Origin of the sequence: Ardenticatena maritima (assembly GCF_001306175.1) — a bacterium.
Taxonomy (GTDB): domain Bacteria; phylum Chloroflexota; class Anaerolineae; order Ardenticatenales; family Ardenticatenaceae; genus Ardenticatena; species Ardenticatena maritima.
In genome coordinates this window covers 348206-367040 of record NZ_LGKN01000003.1, presented here as the reverse complement: position 1 = coordinate 367040, position 18835 = coordinate 348206, and the positions used below count along the sequence as shown (strand labels likewise).

Here is an 18835-nt window from a genome sequence, read left to right as displayed (position 1 = left end):
TCCCATGCACATAGCGGTATCTGACCGCCGATTTTCCCCAAAACAGTAGAAGCAAACGCCCGCTGCGTCAAGCCTTTTTGGCATAAAAAACCTGGCAGGCGTGTACCAACCTGCCAGGTTGAACATGTGCGTGCGCTCTGCGCGCCCTGTTTCAGCTTTGCTGCGCCGTTTCCGCGCCAGATTTGAGCGCGTTGAACAGTTGCTCGATATCGCTGGTGCGCACAAATGCGGTAATGCTGTCCCCCGCCTGGAAAACGGTTTGCCCATGCGGAATCAGCATGCGCCCATCACGGCGCACAGAGATGATAATGCTGTCCTGCGGCAAGAGTGGCGCAATCTCGACAAGCCGTTTGCCAACCGCCGCATCTCCCTCATTCAACGTAATGTCAACAAATTCAGTGCCGTCAATATTGCGCAACTGCGCCCGTTTGGCACGGTGTTGCAGTTCCGCACGGCGCGCCAACGCCATGTTGTACGCCCGTATGACTTCCTCACGCCGAATGACGCCCAGCACATGCGTGGGGTCTTCACGCGCAACCACGGGCAAGCGCCCATAGCCGCGAATCCCCATGCGCGTCAACACTTCGGCGAGGGTTTCATCGGGGAACGCAACAACCAAACGCGCCCGCGGTGTGCCGATTTCCGTCACGTGTGTGCTCCGCGGCAAACCTTCCTCCACCGCGCGGTCCAGGTCGCTGACGGTGACCAGCCCCCAGAGTTTGCCTTTGTCATCCAACACCAACGCACCGTGGCGGTGCGTGCGGGCAAAGAAGTCCGACAATTCGGTGAGGGTCGTATTCGTGGAAACCGCGCCAAAGTCGCGGCTCATCACTTCGCCCACCGTCACCGCCTGCAGCACGTCCACATCGCGCCCGGCCTGAATGGTAATGCCCTTGCGTTTGAGTTTGAGCGTGTAGATGGATTCCTTGAACAAGGCTTCGGCAAAGAAGGTTGCAATCACGGTTGCCAGCATGAGCGGCAAAATCAGTTTGTAATCGTTCGACATCTCGAACACAATAAGCACTGCCGTAATGGGCGCACGCGCCGCACCGGCAAACGTCGCCGCCATGCCAACAATGGCATACGCGCCAGGGTTCACCGCCACATCAGGCCAAATGGCATGGGCGACCTGCCCGACGATACCACCCAGCACCGCCCCCATGAAGAGGCTCGGCGCAAAAACACCGCCCGAGTTCCCCGAACCAAGCGTGAAACTGGTCGCCGCCAGTTTCAACAGGAGCAAGACCGCCATCATTTGCAACGTGAGCGGGATATTTTCAGCAATCAACTCACCAATCATGTGCAAGCCGGGTCCCAGCACTTCACGCCCCGGCAGCAACAAAGCGACCGCCCCCGTGAGCACCATCCCCAAAGCGGTTTTGATGGGCATTGGCACAGACCAATTGTCGAAGAAATCTTCCAACGCATAAAGCACACGAATGAAGATGACCGCCAACACTGCCGCCAACAGTCCCAACACCACGTAAATGGGAAGTTCACCAAGATGGTGCAGGGGATACGCCGGTACAGCAAAGGCCGGCTGATCACCGAGGTAAATACGGCTGATAATACTCGCCGAGACGGCGCTAATCACCACCGCCCCAAAGTTGCGGGCGCTAAAACGCCCCAAAATCACTTCCAGCGCGAAAATCGAGCCGGCAATGGGCGCGTTGAAGGTTGCGGCAATCCCCGCCGCCGAGCCCGCCGCCACAAGTGTCTGCACGCGGTCGTTTGAAAAACGCAAGAATTGCCCCACTGTGGAGCCAAGCGCCGCCCCCACCTGCACGATAGGGCCTTCACGCCCAGCCGACCCACCGGCACCAATGGTCAACCCCGACGCCAGAATTTTCACCAGCGCCACACGGGGGCGAATGCGCCCACCACGTACCGCTACCGCTTCCATCACTTCGGGGACACCATGCCCTTTGGCTTCACTCGCCCAACGCGAGACCATCACCCCCACAATAACACCAGCGATTGCCATAAAGGCAATCAGCCCTACGACCCCCATCTGCTGCTCAAACGTCAGCCGCAAATTGGTAATCTGCTGAATCAGCCAGATAAAAACAACCGCACCATACCCTGTGCCAACCCCTACGAAAACCGCTGTGCTCAACAACACCACTTCTTCGGGTGGGTGCCAACGCGCAATAGCCGCCAGCCGCTCCACCCAAAGCGCCCATTGTGAAGGTGCGGGAACATCAGCTTGGGACATCTCGTCACGCACTGTCATCTTCTCTCCCTCCTCAGCGTGGAATCAGCCGGCGAGTATAGACCGCTCAGACAAACAGGCAACACGCGTTGTGCACAGCTTGCCGCCGAGCATAGCTGTTTTATAGTACCCCGCACATGGCACCAACACCCATCCCTGACATCGGAGGCGCATCATGAAAAGGTGGTTTCGTCGTTGGCTGCGCGATCCCCGTTGGCTTCGTTGGGGGCTCAACATCTACCCACCCTATCTTGGAGCGGGGATCAAAGTGCGCACCATCAGCCCCGATTACCGCTATGTGGAAGTTGAAATGCGGCTGCACTGGTACAATCGCAATTACGTGGGCACACACTTCGGCGGAAGTCTTTACAGCATGACAGACCCCTTCTACATGCTCATGCTCATCAACATTTTGGGGCCCGATTACGTGGTGTGGGACCAGGCGGCTGAAATTGTGTTCCGCCGACCGGGGCGCGGCAAAGTGCGCGCTGTGTTCACGCTGAATGAGGCGCAAATCGAGGATATCCGCCGCGCCACCGCCGACGGCAAGCCGTATCGCCCAACGTTTATGGTGAATGTTGTAGATGAGGCGGGTGAAGTCGTTGCCGAGGTCAAGAAAGTGCTTTATGTGCGCCGCAAGCGCCAGGGGTGAGGGCGTGCCGCCCTACACCGTCCACCATTGCACGGCGTAGGGCGGCAGTTCGACGGTTTGGCTCGTGCCATCAACATGCAAGCGCACCCCTGCCAGGGTTTCGCGCCAGACGCCCGCCCCCAACACGTCCACAGGCACCACCACACGGCGCGGCGTCGGCGTCACGTTGATGAGCGCCAAAACGGGCGCGGCTTCCACATGCACAGGACGCCGCACCAGCGCAAAAACGGCGTCGTCCAGCGTGAGCACCTCCTGCGCCGCCGTGGGATGAAAAGCGGGCAACGTGCGCCGCACCGCCAACAAATGGCGCATACCATCAAAAACGCGCCGCCGCAGGCTTTGGGGGTCGTTCAGTTCACGCATGAATGGTTCGTAGGCAAACTTTTCGCGGTTGATGGCGCGATTGTAGCCCCGTTCTTCTACACAACACTGGCAATTGCGCGAGCCAAAGAGGCTATGCACATACACGGCGGGCATGCCCGCCAGGGCGAACATGATAGCGTGCGCCGCCAGAAAACGGGGGACATCCAGCGGCGACGGGTTCGCCGGATCGTTGAGCGCGTCAAAATAGGTAATATTGAGTTCATACGTGCTTTGTCCGCCATCGGGCAAAGCACGGTACGAAACACGCCCCCCATGCGCGAGGGTACGCGCCACCAGCGCCTCAATCTCTTCCGCCGACAAAATGCCTTCCACAGGACGCACACCAATACCGTCGTGCGACGCCAGGAAGTTGAAGAAGGTGGTGGCGGGTGAAGGGGTGTGCAACGTTGCCGCCCATGCGCTCAACTGCGCCGCCGAGGCGGTGGCGAAGGTGTGCAACACCAGCGGCGGCAGCGCAAAGTTGTACACCAACTGCGCTTCATCATAGCCGTTGCCAAAGTACGAAATATTTTCGGCGTGCGGCACATTCGTTTCGGTAATGAGCATGACGTTGGGCGCAACATCATCCAACACATCGCGAAAGAGTTTGACAATGGCATGTGTTTTGGGGTGATGAATGCAGGGCGTCCCAATCTCCTTCCACAAAAAGGCAATCGCGTCCAGTCGAATCAGTTCCGCGCCCTGTTCTACGTAGAACAACAGCACATCCAGCACCGCCAGCAACACATCGGGGTTGGCATAGTTCAGGTCAATCTGGTCGGCGCTGAACGTCGTCCAGACGTACTTCACGCCCTCAGCCGTCTCAAACGGCGTGAGCAAAGGCGTGGTACGGGGGCGCACCACCTGCGACAAATCCGTGTTCGGGTCAACCACGATGAAGAAATCGCGGTAGGGGGGTTCACCACGCAAAAACGCCTGAAACCAGGCGCTCTGGCTCGAAATGTGGTTGATGACGGCATCGAACATCAGGCGCATACGTGGACGAAAACGGGCGACATCGTCCCACGTACCAAACTCGGGATTGACCGCCTTGTAATCAATCACCGAGAAGCCGTCATCTGACGAGTAGGGGTAGAAGGGCAACAAATGCACCCAATTGATGTCAGGCGTCACCAGGTCGGGCAAGAGGTGGGCAAGCGTGCGCAACGGCGGTTCCCCCTCGCGCTGAATCTGGTCGGCATAGGTGATGACCAATGCGTCGCGCTCCGTCAGGCGTTCTTCCGGCGGGACCACGGCGGCGCGCCATTCGGGGTGGCGTGTTCGGTACGCATCCAGCAACGCCGCCACCCGTGGCCAGAGCGCGCGCGCCGTCTCTTCGCCGTAGATGAAACGCAAACGCGCCTGCATTCGCTCCCGTGGTGTTGGCATACGCCCTCCCTCCGTCTGGTTTTTAGCGCGCCTCGTGAATCCCTTGTTCGCGGGCGGCAGTGGTTTCTATCGCCGTCAGCACGTCATCCAGCGCATCGGGTTCGCGCAAAAGGCGCTGCAAACCCGTTTGCACATCCGCCGTCAGCAAGCGCGGCAAACGGTCGGAAAGGTCGTACACGAACGTGCGCGCTTGCTGCAACTGCGCCGCCTCGGTTCGTTGCAGGGGGTCGGTGTAGGCCTCCAGCGGCACATCCCGGTTGGGCGAGATGAAGTATCCCTGTTCAGGCGGGGCTTCAACCCAGAGTTGGGCGGCTTCGGGCGTCGCCAGCCACGCCAACAGCGCCGCCGTCTCGGGGCGGGTGTTGAGCGCCACCGCCGTATCCACAATTCCCACCACGCCGCCATCGGCGGGAAAATCCCACACGCGCACATCGCGCCCAAACTGCACGTCGGGGCGCTTTTGCAGCGCATTCTTCATCACGGGTCCCAGCCCCAACCACATGGCGGCGTCCCCCTGCACAAACGCATCGGTACTCTCGGCAAGCGCCAAGTCCAGCGCGCCCACCGCGCCCCCCAGCAAGTGGCGGTCTTCCAGCAACGCCACATACCGCTCGGCGGTCGCCCGCACTTCGGGCGCGGTCCATGTTGTGCGGTGCATCGCCAGCGCCTCGGTTGTGGCACGCCCCGCTTCGGCAAGCAAAATGTTCTCGAACCAGTCGGTCAGCGGCCAGCCGTCGCGGGCGGGCACACTCAACGGCGCGGTTCCCTGCGCCGCCAGGCGGTCGGCGAGCGCGTCCAGGTCGTCCAATGTGGCGGGCGGCGTCTCCGTTCCCACACGGTCGGGACGATACCAGAGCAAACTTTTGCTGTTGGCGCGGAACGGCACGCCATACGGTTGCCCCTCATACGTCACCAGCGCCACCCACGCGGGGGCGTAGTGTGTTTGCAACGCGCGGGCGACGTCTTCGGGAAGCGGTGGAATCGCGTTCGCCGACGCCAATTCCGTGAGCCAATTGGGTTTTGGGAGAAAGACAATGTCAGGCGGGGTTCCGGCTTCGATTTCCGCCAACAAGCCGTCAGCCACCTCGGCGTTGCTGACATACTCGACCACGATACCCGTTCGCGCCTTGAACGCTTCTGCCACCAGCAAAAAGCCCGCTTCTTCCCCACCCCGCCACGAGGCAAGCACACGCACCACACCCTGCGGCGAGGGCGTCGGCGTCGGGGGCGGTGCATCCCACGGCGGCTGCGGGCCGGGCGGGGGCGGCTGAATCTGCCGGCACGCCGCCAGCACCAAAAACCCAAGCACCAAAAGCCAACGGCGCATCAATCCCCCTCGTACACCACGCCCTGGCGGGCGTCAATCGTCACAATCTGCCCATCCTGCAAAATTTTGGTGGCGTCTTTGGCGCCCACCACCGCCGGCAAACCGAGTTCAATCGCCAAAATGGCACTGTGGGCGTTCATGCCTTCCTGCTCGCTAATCAATCCCGCCGCCCGCTGTGCCACGTCAATGAACGAGCGGTCGGTCTTGCTCGTCACAATGATATCCGACGCATCCACAATCAGGTGTGGGTCAACCGGCGATTCCAGACGCCGCACCCGTCCCGTCACCACCTGGTTGCCAATCCCCTGCCCACGCACCAACACGCGGCGAATGTACTGCACTTTCATCAAATCGGTACTGCCGGGGGGGCTCTCCGCCGTGCCCGCTGTCAGTACCACAATGTCGCCTTCCTGCACAAAACCGCCTTCCAGCGCAATGTTGACGGCATTGTGAATCATCTCGTCGGTGTTTTCAGTGCGCCGCGACAACAGGGGATAGACGCCCCAAAAGAGCACCAACTGCCGCTGAATGTTCGGGTTGGGCGTCGTGGCAACAATCACTTGCGGGGGGCGATACTTCGCCACCTGGCGCGCCGTGCTCCCCGACATTGTCGGGGTGATAATCGCCGTCGCGCCCAGTTCAACCGCTGTACTGACGGTGGCGTGGGCAACCGCTTCGGCAATGGCATAGCGCCCCTTGTGGGTCGTATGCCCGTAATAGCGGGGTCCCTCGCGCAACAGGACGTTTTCGGCTTCGCGGGCAATGCGCGCCATCATTTCGACGGCTTGCACGGGATATTTGCCCGCCGCCGTCTCCGCCGAAAGCATGACCGCATCGGTGCCGTCCAAAATGGCGTTCGCCACGTCGCTGGCTTCGGCGCGAGTAGGGCGTGGGTTCTGAATCATGGATTCAAGCATCTGGGTCGCTGTAATCACCGGCTTGCCCACACGGTTGCATCGGCGGATGATGTCCTTTTGCACCAGGGGCACCACTTCGCTGGATGTTTCAATGGCAAGGTCGCCGCGCGCCACCATGACGCCGTCGGCGGCTTCGATAATCGCATCCAGGTTCTCCAGCGCCTCGGGCTTCTCGATTTTGGCAATCACCGGCACAGGGCGACCAAAGGGGCTGGAACGGCGGATGATCTCTTTGAGTTCGTAGACTTCGTCCGCGGTGCGCACGAACGAGAGCGCCACCCAATCAACCTGTTGTTCAAGCACAAAGAGCAAATCTTTGCGGTCTTTTTCGGTAATGGCGGAAATGTTGAGCGTGGTGCGCGGCAGGTTCAAGCCTTTGCGGCTCTTCAACACGCCGCCAATGACCACCTCGGCTGTGACGGTTTCCTCATCGCACGCCAGCACGCGCAGTTCCAGCATGCCGTCGTCCAGCAAAATGCGGTCGCCTGGTTCGACGGCGCGGGGCAAATCTTCGTACTGCACGGGGATAACCTTGTGCGGGCTCTGCACGCGGTCGGGGAAGGGGGTCAACACGACCGTTTCCCCCTCTTCCAGGGGAAGCCCCTCGTCGGGCAGTTGCCCCACGCGCAGTTTGGGCCCCTGCAAGTCGGCGAGAATGGCCACAGGGCGCCCCACGTGCATCGCCGCCGCGCGAATGCGCGCGATGTTTTCAGCATGCAGCGCATGTGTGCCGTGCGAGAAATTGAGGCGGGCAACGTTCATGCCTGCGCGGATGAGTTCTTCAAGCACATGCGGCTCACGCGAGGCGGGGCCAATAGTGGCGACGATTTTGGTTCGCCGCAACGGTTCTCGATGTGTTGTTTCGTCAATCATACCGACTTCCTCACATTCTCACTCACATTTTCCGGACACACAAAGCAAAAAAAAGCGATTGGTCGGCGTATGCCAACCAATCGCTTGGCGCTTGCAGGGTCAGGCGTTTTCGGCGTCATCCAGCACTGCCACGCCGGGGAGTTCTTTGCCTTCCATGAATTCCAGCGACGCCCCACCGCCCGTGGAGACGTGCGTCATCTTGTCGCTCAAGCCGGCTTTGCGCACCGCCGCCGCCGAATCGCCGCCCCCTACGACAGTCGTCGCCCCGTCGAGCTGCGCCAGCAGTTCGGCAATGGCGAAGGTGCCTTTGGCAAAGCGTTCAAACTCAAACACGCCCATGGGACCATTCCAGAAGACGGTTTTGGCGGAGCGCAGAATGTCGCCAAAGTGTTCGATTGTCTTGGGACCAATGTCAAGAATCATCTTGTCGGCAGGCACAGCCTGCACGTCCACCACCTCAGCCTCGGCGTCCGGCGCAAAACGGTCGGCAACAACGGCATCCACCGGCAGGTGCAGTTTTCCGTCGTAGCGCTGCAACAGGTCGCGCGCGGTCTCCACCGCATCCTCTTCGACCAGCGAGGTGCCTGTTTCGTAGCCCAGCGCCTTGAAGAAGGTGTTGGCCATTCCACCGCCGATGAGCACCGCATCGGCAATCTGCGCCAGGCGTTCCAGGACGCCGATTTTGTCGGAGATTTTCGCCCCGCCCAGAATGACCACGTAGGGGCGTTCGGGGTTTTCGCGCACCTTCCCCAGGAATTCCAGTTCGCGTTCCATGAGGAAGCCAGCCACGGCGGGCAGGTCGGGGCGCACCTGCTTCACGCCGGCTGTACTGGCGTGGGCGCGGTGGGCGCTCCCAAACGCATCGTTGACATAGACATCGGCAAGCGCCGCCAACTGGCGCGCCAGTTCAGGGTCGTTCTTCTTTTCTCCCGGTTCAAAGCGGGTGTTTTCCAGCAGAATCACATCGCCAGGCTGCATTGCCGCTACAGCGGCTTCCACTTCGGGTCCCACGACGGCGTCCAACTTCTTGACGGGGCGCCCCAGCAGTTCAGCCAAACGCCGCGCAACGGGGTCCATGCGAAATTGGTCGCGGTTTTCGGGCTTTGGGCGTCCCAAGTGGCTCATCAAGATCACTTTGGCGTTGTGGTCAAGCAGGTACTGGATGGTGGGAAGTGCGGCACGAATACGCATATCGTCGGCAACTTCGCCATCTTTGAGCGGGACGTTGAAATCCACGCGAACGAGGACACGTTTGTTGTTGACGTCCACATCACGAATCGTCTTCTTACGCATTGCAGGCCTCCATTTTGAAGTCTGTTGAGTTGCAGGTGGAGGCACGCCGCTGTGCCGTCGGCGATTGTATCACGGGCGGCATCTCAGGCAAGCCCTGTGTGCCCAATGCCGGCAAAACACAAAAATTCATCCATTCAACGCCTGCAAGACGTAAGATTATGTGAGGCTGTGGCTTCTATGAAGTATGCACATCCCCGTGCACACAATCAATCCATGAGGAGGGAATGCTATGGACGCTTTGAAACGATTTTCGCCGTACGCCCACTGGTTGCTGCGCATTGCGTTGGCGGCTGTCTTCATTTATCACGGCTGGGGCAAAATCACCAACCCCGGCGGCGGCGCAATGATGGGGCTTTCATCGGCGGTCTGGCTATTGGTGGGCTTGATGGAAGCGGGGGGCGGTCTGCTGGTGTTGGTGGGCGGCTTCTTGCCAAATGACATCGTCACACGTATCGGCGGACTGCTGCTCATTCCGCCAATGCTTGGGGCGATTGCCAAAGTCCACTGGGGGCAATGGTCGTTTGTCCCTTCGGAAACACACCCGATGGGTGGCATGGAGTTTCAGACAACATTGCTTCTTCTGGCACTCTTCTTCGTGCTGGCTGGCAACAATGTAGGACGAAGCGCGCAAGAGTAGGTCGTTGCAAGTAATCTCATCGCCCCCGCAAGGGGGCTTTTTTCTTGCCGATTCAATATAGGGTTGCAAACCCTACCTGTATTTGATACAATCAACCTGCACACACTTCCCCGCCCCGCTTTCGGTGCACTCCGTCAAGTTCAAACCTTTTACAGGAGGTGCCTAGATGAGCCGCCCAATCACTGAAATGTTGAATGAAAGTATCGCTGTTCTCACGAGTCCGAGTGTCGCTACGTTTGAACGTGTTGAGCGCAACGGCACAAAACAGGATGCGCTCCAATATGTCATCGCAGCGGCTGTTGTGAGCGCTGCTTTCTCCGCAGTCATAGCCCTCATTTTCGCCGTCGTGGGAAACGCCAGCATGATGAGTGTTATTGGTGCGCTCATCAGGGGGCTTGTGATTCCCGTTGCAGGGTTCTATGTATTCGCCTATCTGGTGCACTTGATTGGCAAACAGCAAGGCGGCACGGGAACGGAAGATGAAGTCTTCTACACGATCGCACTCATCAGCGCTCCGCTTCTGGCATTCAATAGCATCATTGGCAGCATTCCCCTCCTCAATTGCCTGGCACTGCTATTTACCTTTCTCATCCAAATCTACATGATTTACCTCACGTATCTGGCGGTCCGCGCGAGCATGAATCTTGAATCAACGCCCGCGATCATTACGACTGTTGTGGCGTGGGTTGTCCAGTTCATCGTTAGGATAGGTATCTCCATCATTCTGACGGTTTTCGGGCTCGCCGCATCATAGTCTTTTCGCCATACATTCACCTGCCGGGGGAAGAACCCCCGGTTTTTTCATGTTTCTGCCTCCGCACTGCGCGTTTTTTGCGCCTGTGTGATATACTTGGAACGCATCTTTTCACCATCATCAAAACCAAGCAGAAGGAGCATCAAATGGGTAGCGTAGCACTCAAATGGATTGGCGACGACAGCCAACTCTTCATTGGACGCGACAGTTTCGGGCATGTCGTTGTTTCCGGTTCATGGCCGCGCGAAGATGAAGAATGGGTGGAATGGAAAGCCCCCAAGCCATCCGATTTGCTTGTATTGAGTTTGCTTTCCTGTTCCGCCTATGACGTTGTGATGATTCTGAAGCGGCAACGCCAGCAGATACGCGCGCTCGAAATCACCGCTGAGACGACTCAGCAAACAGAACCGCCTTATGCCTTCACGCATATTCACCTGCATTACACCATCCGCGGCACAAACCTGGATGAAAAGAAAGTCGCCCGCGCTATCGCCCTTTCCGAAGAAAAGTACTGTTCGGTTGCGGCAACCATTCGCGGCGTCACCAAACTGACCCACGATTTCACGATTGAAAACGGAGCAGAATAAGGATTGGAAACATGCAGCGTCTCTTGGCTTTGGGGTTTTTGCTCGCCAGCGTCTGGGTGCTCATCGGGTGCGGTGGCGTCTCCGAAAGCGAGCGCGCCGCGATTGCCACCGAAGTCGCCGGCGCGATTTACGCCACCCAAACCGCCACCCGTCCCACACAAACACCGCCACCAACCCCGTCGCCCACCCCCGCGGTTTTGGATTCGGCGGCGATTTTCCAACGTGTTGCGCCATCCGTAGCGTTCATTGAAACGCCTACCGCCACCGGTAGCGGTTTTGTCTTCGCCGAAGGGCTCCTCGCAACAAACGCCCATGTTGTGTGGCCTTTTGAGACGGTGCGCGTTCGTTTTCCTGATGGAACGGAGTACGCCGAAGCCCATGTTGTGGGTTGGGATTTGCTCAGAGACCTCGCCGTCATCACGCTTCCCAACGACACTCACACACCGCTGCGCCTGACGGATGGGGAAACGTTGCCGATTGGGAGCGAAGTCTATCTGGTCGGCTACCCCGCCGAAGTTGAGCACGAGCCGCAACCGACCATCACGCGCGGGCTGTTGGCGCGTCTGCGTGAGTGGACGCCCGGCAATCTGACCTACTTGCAAACCGACGCTGCCGTCACGGGGGGACAAAGCGGGGGCGCACTGGTCTCTCCACGCGGCGACGTTATCGGGCTGAGCGGTTTTTCGTTTGGCAATGGACAGTTTGCACTGGCGGCTTCCAGCCCCGATATTGCGTCTCATCTGCAACGTCTGGCGCAAGGCGAGTCAACAGACGGGTTGGGGCGTTTTCCCGCTTTCTCGCTGGAAAACGCCACCTATCAGGACACCGCCACACTGCAAACCATTTGGAGCACGGCGGTCTGGGTCATGTGGCCCACAACAACCGACCAGATTGAAGTCACCGCTACATCGGCCAACGATTTGGGCGTGCGCATTGTGGACGCGCTGGCATACATCGTGACCGACACCGACAACACACTCACCGGCGACGAAAACGCCACCTTCACCCCACTCGACCCCATCCCCCATTGGGTGGAAGTCTATCAGTACAATTCATACTCGGCCGATGTGGAGCTGACCAGCAGTGTGCCCATCGCCCGCTTTCCTGACCCCGACGATGACACAGAATTGACGCCCGGAACAACCTACACCGGCGCCATTGACTACCCGAGCGACATGGATACCTTTCTCCTGCCGCTCAAAAAAGGCGAAGAGGTCACGCTGCGCGTTGAATCCATCGCCATAGACGCCAACATTTTGATTGACGAAATCACGCTAGGAAACGAGGAGTTCCTCGCCAGCGATGATGACAGCGGCGGGGGGCTTTTCGGATTGGATGCGCAAGTGTCATTCACAGCCCCAAAAACGGGGACGTATTTTGTACTGGTGCGTGATGCCGTAGGATTTGACACAGGGGGGTACTTCATCCATGTCAGTGAGACACGCTAAACCGACAGGGCTCCAACCGCCGGTCGTCAAACTTTCCTGGTGGAAAGGCGACTTTCGCCAGTTTGCCCGCCACCGCACACGCGCTCTACTGGAAACATTTGCGCAACATGGGGATATCGTCGCCATACAGTTTCCAGGGCGCACCATCACACTCGTTGCCCATCCCGACGGCGTGCAACACATCTTGCGCGACAATCATCAAAATTATGTCAAAAGCGAAGCCTACCAACGCATTGCGCTCGTTTTGGGGCAAGGCTTGATTACGGCGGAAGGGGAACATTGGCGGCGTCAACGCCACCTCATTCAGCCCATCTTCACCCCGCGCCACGTTCAACAGTTTGCCGACACCATGCGGACACACATCCGCGCCTTCATGGCAACGTGGGACACCCTCGAAGAGAACCAGCCGCTTGACATTGCCCAGGAAATGATGCGGCTCACCCTGGACATCATCGCCGACACCATGTTTGGCGTGGACGTTGGCGACGCCGCCGCCACCATACGCGCCGCGCTGGATGAAATCCTGGCGTTCGCCCATACCCGCATGCCCATGGCTATCTACCCCGAACGCTGGATTCCCACCCCCGCCGGACGCCGCTTTGAACGCGCGGTCGCCGCGCTGGATGAAATTGTGTATGGCATTATCGAACAACGCCGACGCGCAAACCAACCCCGCGAAGATTTGCTCGGCTTGCTGATGCGCGCCCGGTATGAGGACGACGGCACCTTCATGGACGATACCATGCTCCGCGATGAGGTGATGACCATCTTCCTGGCGGGGCACGAAACCACCGCCACCGCCCTCACCTGGACATGGATGCTGCTTTCACAACACCCAGACGTGCGCCGACGGCTCTACGCGGAACTGGACGAAGTCCTTGGCGGGCGTCTGCCGACATGGGAAGATATCCCCAAGTTGCGCTACACCGAGGCGGTCATCAAAGAATCTTTGCGGCTCTATCCGCCGGCTTGGGTCGTGGGGCGGCAAGCGCGCGAAGAAGATTGTATCATGGGGTATCACATTCCCGCCGGGGGCTTCGTGATTACCAGCGCATACGTCACACACCGCCATCCAGCATTTTGGGACAACCCCGAAGGCTTCGACCCCGAACGCTGGCTCGACGAAACCCGTCAGCCGGCGCACCGCTTTGCCTACTTCCCATTCGGCGGCGGACCGCGCATCTGCATCGGCAAGCATTTCGCCATGCAAGAAATCATGCTGATTCTGGCGAGCCTGGCACAACACTACGAATTGAATTTGGTGCCGGGGCATCCCATTGCGCTCTGGCCTTCGGTGACACTGCGCCCCGCACATGGCATGTTGATGACCATTAGCAAACGTCCGCGCTAAACGCCAACAGCCCTGACAGGTGCCCCAAAGCCCTGTCAGGGCTGCCTCGTCTGCACACTGCGCCGTCTTGCTCACACAACACTTTCAGTTGGCTGCCCCGCAACACGCGCCAGCCGATAGACACGCACCGGTTCATGAAACCCTTTCAGCAAGATGGGATGCTCCAACATCTCCGCCCAGTAAGGGCTTCCCAAAATGGCTTTGAACGTTGTTTCATCGAGATACACTGCATTACGCTCTTTACTGCGTGCGCTCAACCGCGTTGCCAGCACAACGGGCGTACCCGCCAACACCGCATCAAAGTCCGTATCCTCAATCGCAATTGTGCCGGTGGCAATACCAACCCCCAACCCACTTTCCAGAGGTGTTTCCAGGCGCATTTCCCACTGGTGCAACAAACGCATGTAGGTGGTTTGCATATCCACCGCACACGCAACCGCATCTAACGGTTTTTCAAACAAAGCAACAATCTGGTCGCCCACATACTGATAGATGATGCCACGATTCCCCACCACTTCGATCATGTCGCTATAAAAATCTTTCAAGAACCGCAGCCAACGTGTGGCGCCAAATTGTTGCGTCAGCGGCGTAGAATTGCGAATATCCGCCGCCAACACCGTCATCTGATGCTCGCCCTGCTTGTATTGCTGAATATGCTCACTCGCCTGACGCCGCCACTCACGAAAACGCTGGATATTTTCTTCCAACGTGTGGCGCACATCGGCTTCCAAGCGGTCATTGCGTGTCTGCACAAGCATACTGACCACGTCAGGCGATTCTTCCTTGATGCGCATGAAATCTGTGCGATGCAACGCCAGCACACGCACCGGCGTCACAGCACGCACCGACGCCGTGCGACGCGCGCCCTCTTCCAGCAAGGCAATTTCGCCGAAGTAATCCCCTGTGCCCAAGCGGTTGAGCACCCGCAAAGCGCCCGTCTCGGCGTCACGCGCGATCACTTCCACTTCGCCGGATTCGATGATGAAAAGGTGATCGCCTTCTTCACCCTGCCAGACGATCATCTCCCCAGGTGCATAGGTGCGTTCTTCCAGCGAGTGGCTCAACAGGACAAGGTGCTCCAATGAAAGGGAACGGAAGAGCAAGATGCGTTCCAGAAAAGCGATTCGGTCAAAGTTGCGAGCCAGGGCAATCAACTGTTGTTGTTCACGCGCTTCACGATACCCGGAATCGCGACGCAGGACTTCTTCAAACATCGCCCACGCTTCATCGTACTGCCCCAGCATCTTGTACGCCAGCCCCAAGTTGAAGTAGTGATGCGGGTTCTCGGGTTCCAGGTCAATCGCCGCCTGGAAGACATACATGGCGCGCGTGTAATCTTGCATCTCGAAGTAGACAATGCCCAACTGGTTGTACGAATCAACCAGAGTGGGGTCAATGCGAATCGCCGAGCGCAACGCGACAGCCGCCATCTCCAAATCGCCAAGCAACCGATAGACAATGCCCAATTCGTAAGACGCAATAGCCAATTCGGGGTCGTATGCGATGGCGTCCTGCAAATAGAGCACGGCGTCGCTCAACTTCCCACGCCATTCCATCGCCAACCCGCACGCCAACTTGAAGCGCGCCAACCATTTCTCATCATGCAGAAACGCCTGCTCTATCTCTTGCCACGCTTTTGATTCCAGCCCCACATGCTCCAATGCACGCGCCGCCAGCCAATAGCGCTGGTATGCGCCTTCCTCGCCCAGCAACTGGCGAAAAGCGATGCCTTTATCGGGGTGCAATCCCAAATAGAGCGCCGCTGTGCCCTGCCAGTGCGTCAACCCACTCTCATCAAGGTAGAATTCAATCGGCTCCTCGTATGTCACCAAATACCAGGCGGCGTAAAATTCGCGTACCGCCTGGTGCATAAATTCAACCGCCTTGCGGTTGGGTGTGAGCCGAATCAGCCCGCTGAACAGCAAGCCCTCAAAAATATCTTGCACCGAGCCTTGGGCGCTTTGCAGATAGGCGGCTTCCTTGATGAGCCAGAAGCAACGCCGCACATTCAAGGTCGCCCGACGTTCGCGCTGCATGGTGATGGCCAGGCGCGCCAACGCCACACGCGAAACATCCAGTTTGATGCGCGCTTTACTACGCCCAAAAATATTCCACCATTCTTCCTCAATGCGCGCCAGCAACTGCTCGGTAAACAAGCGATAGAGGTGGGCATGGTCGGACGGCAATTTGAAGCCGGTTGCCTCATCGGCAATCTGCGTCAACATGAAGAGCAACAACGGCGAGCGCGCCAGGTCGTGCAAAGAATTATCCTCGATAATTTGCTGGTACAAGGTGGCGCTATTGCGATGCCCCACATAGCGTTCCAGAAACGCCTTGATTTCCTCATCACCCAGCGGCTCCACTAGGTACATCGTCAAAAAACGGGGCAAAAAGCGGGCATAATCATTCCGCGTGCTCACAATCAAGCGGTGTTCACGCCCCAGTTGGTAGAACCAGGAGAGGACATCGCGCTGCAAATCAAATTCCACTTCGTTCAGCCCATCCAGCAACAAGAGCAATCGCACGGGCGTGGGGTCATCGGGCAACGTAAGGCGCTCTCCTTTCAGCAGCGCCTGCACGTCGTCTACGGTGAATGTGTCCAGCCCGGTGGTACGCATCAACTGTTCGGTAATCAACTCAACAAGCGTGTATCCCTTGCGCAAGGCATTCAGGCGCACAAAAATGGGCAACAAGCGCGGCTCGTGCGGCGCGATTGCACCTTGCTGAATGCGTTCCCACTGTTCAACCGCCATACGGTGCGCCATCATGCGTAAAATCGTGGTCTTCCCCGCGCCGGGGTCGCCAACCACAACCCCACGCTGGCACTCACGAAGTACCGCAAGGGCTTCGTGGCGCTCGAAGCGCTCCCATTTCACAGCGGTTGTTTCGCCAAGCGTTTGCAGGCGACTATACAGCGGAGCTCTGCGTTCTTTTTCGCGGGCAATGTTCCCGTTGCGTTCTTCCTTCAAACGCACGTGCGTGAGTTGCAAGGGGACATACACTTCCGACCAGACCGCAATGGAAGGGTCGCGTGCGATGTTGTAGAGGTATTGTTCGGCGGGCAGTAAGGCTTCGTCGAATTGCAGGGGGGTATCGTCATCAAACGAGAAAAGCAAGCCCTTCCATGACCAAAAATCGGGGGCTTCGCTCGCCATGCGGGCGATGAAATCACTGGTTGCCCAGATGATGATGGGCTCTTTGATGATGGTGGTGGCATCGCGGAAGAGGTTGAGAAATTCCAAAAACTTTTTTTGCTGGCGTGGTGTGTAGTCTTCCAACCCATAGACGAAGAAAACAATACGGCGATACCGCCCCAACAATTCCAAGTCTTTGAAACCGGGTTGGTCGGTGATATTGCGCAACACACGCACCAGGTTCAAGTCATGGCGGTCAATGCGCAAGGGGTAGAGCAACATGCCGCGTTCGGCAAGGCGCTCATCGAAATAGCGGAAGAGACGGCGACGCAGTTGCAAGTTGTTGCACTCAACCGTCGCAATACCGCCCAGGTTGCTCAATTCAATCATCTTGAGCAACAGCGCAATCTGATGCCCGAATTGGGCTTCCAGGGCTGTGCGAGTTGTCAGATGGTCATCAGCCGCCATGCGCTTCATCCGTTCGTGTCCATGAAATCATTCAAGAACGGTTCTCGCTCGGCAATCAGCAGTTGAACGATGGGATGCACATCATACCAATAGTCAGCGTCCACGTATTCAAGGACGCACAGCGATTGTAGATACTCCCACGCTTCTTCGCCATCCTCATACGCTTTGATCGCATGAATACGCTTCAAGCGGGCGTAATCTTTGAGCGAAAGTCGGCGGCTAAAATCGCGCTTGAATTCATTGACGCCCCATTCAACAACTTCGTGAGAGATGCGCGGGTGTCCGAATGTTGCGCAATAGAGCGAGGCATCTTGCACCATTTTGATGAGGTGGCGCACCACACCACCGCTCAGGCGTACCAAACGGTCCACCACGCCATCTTCAAACAACTCCGGGGAAACGCGCCGATAGACGATCTCCTTCATCTTCTCGATATCGTGCAAGTGGCTGTTTTCCCCCGGCTGGCGCGAAGAGACGCGGAACATGGGGACCGGATAGAAGTGATAAGCTTCGGTGACCACGCTATGCCCAAGCTCATACATGAGCGACACGGGCGCGGTGTAGATAGCCATGCAATCCAGCAAGGTCAAGAAGGGGCCATCGTCACGAAACACACGCAAGGCTTCGCGCTTGGGGAGTTTGTCCAGGTCGTCAATGACCAGGAGCACATTCATCCCACTCAGCGCCTTCAACTGACGCAACACCTCATTGACCAATTCGCGCAACTCGGGGGCGCGTTTTTTCACCTTGTAGCGCACCTCACGCCCAATCGTGCCACCGCCCCGCACCTTGACCCCCAGCACATTGATGAAACGCAGCAATTTAGAGACCCCGACATCGCTCCCCACTTCAATCTCCGCGCCCAGTGTGGTTGTCGTAAAGCGCTCAATTTCCTTCTGAATCCATTCAATCACGGCGTCAATGCGGTCGCGCGGGAAACTGAGATCGAGCTTTTCCAGGTGGTTGTACACGCCCACCACAATCGAAAAGACAATGTCGGTGTAGTCCACATCCTGAAGATCGAGAATTTCATTGACAGAGTAGGAGACCACGAAGAGGCGATGGCGCAAGGTTTCATCCCGTTCAATCTCGCGCACCAGGCGGTTCAATTCGGTGCTCTTGCCACACCCGACATGCCCGGAGATGAGGAATTTCGTCGTGAGACCGCGTTCTGCTCCCCATACCAGTTCTTGCTTCAACAGACGCAGGCGTGCGCCGCTTTCAAAACGGGCAACATAGAAGGCGTCCAGTTGCTCGTCTTGCAAGGGCAGGCGGTAATCGGCGTTGGCGTAGGCTTCTTCGAATGTGCGTGCCGCCCGTGGGTACAGGCGTGTGGATGGTGTGGACATCCTCATCCCTCTCTTCGATTTTTCAACAAATCCATGCGCGCTTTATTGTAAAGTAAATTGGCGGTTATGTCAATAATCTAG

At 58.1% G+C, this 18835-nt stretch carries 13 protein-coding genes; 6 read left to right on the top strand and 7 right to left on the bottom strand.

The window, feature by feature from the left end; all coding sequences use genetic code 11:
* Window positions 1-151: 151 nt before the first annotated feature.
* The gene (locus tag SE16_RS01650) at window positions 152-2233 is read right to left on the bottom strand and encodes a chloride channel protein (protein ID WP_054494456.1); all 2082 of its coding nucleotides are present in this window, start codon (window positions 2231-2233) and stop codon (window positions 152-154) included.
* 154 nt (window positions 2234-2387) lie between these two features.
* Between SE16_RS01650 and SE16_RS01645 the strand changes: the two genes are divergently transcribed.
* Window positions 2388-2864 carry a DUF4442 domain-containing protein gene (locus SE16_RS01645; RefSeq protein WP_054494457.1) on the top strand — a complete coding sequence of 159 codons (477 nt, stop codon included), beginning with the start codon at window positions 2388-2390 and terminating at the stop codon, window positions 2862-2864.
* 12 nt (window positions 2865-2876) lie between these two features.
* On the opposite strand, the gene SE16_RS01640 is transcribed toward SE16_RS01645, so the two are convergent.
* The 4 genes from SE16_RS01640 to SE16_RS01625 form a co-directional block, all read right to left on the bottom strand.
* Window positions 2877-4616: a sugar phosphorylase gene (locus SE16_RS01640; protein WP_054494458.1), complete on the bottom strand. Its 1740-nt coding sequence runs from the start codon at window positions 4614-4616 to the stop codon at window positions 2877-2879.
* A 22-nt stretch (window positions 4617-4638) separates the two neighbouring features.
* Window positions 4639-5943: an ABC transporter substrate-binding protein gene (locus tag SE16_RS01635; protein ID WP_060687117.1), complete on the bottom strand. Its 1305-nt coding sequence runs from the start codon at window positions 5941-5943 to the stop codon at window positions 4639-4641.
* Window positions 5943-7733, bottom strand: a complete 1791-nt coding sequence (gene pyk / locus SE16_RS01630) for a pyruvate kinase (RefSeq protein ID WP_200907247.1) — start codon at window positions 7731-7733, stop codon at window positions 5943-5945. The genes SE16_RS01635 and pyk overlap by 1 nt, the downstream gene beginning before the upstream one ends.
* Before the next feature lie 99 nt (window positions 7734-7832).
* Window positions 7833-9026, bottom strand: coding sequence for a phosphoglycerate kinase (locus SE16_RS01625; RefSeq protein WP_054492804.1), 1194 nt, complete (start codon window positions 9024-9026; stop codon window positions 7833-7835).
* Between the two features lie 229 nt (window positions 9027-9255).
* On the opposite strand from SE16_RS01625, the gene SE16_RS01620 reads away from it, so the two are divergent.
* The 5 genes from SE16_RS01620 (at window position 9256) to SE16_RS01600 (ending at window position 13803) form a co-directional block, all read left to right on the top strand.
* Window positions 9256-9663 (top strand): DoxX family protein, encoded by a 408-nt coding sequence (locus SE16_RS01620; RefSeq protein ID WP_054492803.1) that lies wholly within the window; start codon window positions 9256-9258, stop codon window positions 9661-9663.
* A gap of 166 nt (window positions 9664-9829) precedes the next feature.
* The gene (locus SE16_RS01615; protein ID WP_054492802.1) at window positions 9830-10417 is read left to right on the top strand and encodes a Yip1 family protein; all 588 of its coding nucleotides are present in this window, start codon (window positions 9830-9832) and stop codon (window positions 10415-10417) included.
* A 146-nt stretch (window positions 10418-10563) separates the two neighbouring features.
* On the top strand, window positions 10564-11004 hold the full coding sequence (locus SE16_RS01610) for an OsmC family protein (RefSeq protein ID WP_054492801.1): 441 nt from the start codon (window positions 10564-10566) through the stop codon (window positions 11002-11004).
* A gap of 11 nt (window positions 11005-11015) precedes the next feature.
* A complete protein-coding gene (locus SE16_RS01605; RefSeq protein ID WP_054492800.1) occupies window positions 11016-12452 on the top strand; it encodes a serine protease in 1437 nt (478 codons plus the stop codon).
* On the top strand, window positions 12433-13803 hold the full coding sequence (locus SE16_RS01600) for a cytochrome P450 (RefSeq protein ID WP_054492799.1): 1371 nt from the start codon (window positions 12433-12435) through the stop codon (window positions 13801-13803). The genes SE16_RS01605 and SE16_RS01600 overlap by 20 nt, the downstream gene beginning before the upstream one ends.
* Window positions 13804-13874: 71 nt before the next feature.
* Here the strand turns inward: SE16_RS01600 and SE16_RS01595 are convergent, their stop codons facing one another.
* Window positions 13875-17405 carry a cyclic nucleotide-binding domain-containing protein gene (locus tag SE16_RS01595; RefSeq protein WP_160316969.1) on the bottom strand — a complete coding sequence of 1177 codons (3531 nt, stop codon included), beginning with the start codon at window positions 17403-17405 and terminating at the stop codon, window positions 13875-13877.
* A 5-nt stretch (window positions 17406-17410) separates the two neighbouring features.
* Window positions 17411-18754, bottom strand: a complete 1344-nt coding sequence (locus SE16_RS01590) for a P-loop NTPase fold protein (protein ID WP_054492797.1) — start codon at window positions 18752-18754, stop codon at window positions 17411-17413.
* Between the last annotated feature and the right edge of the window lie 81 nt (window positions 18755-18835).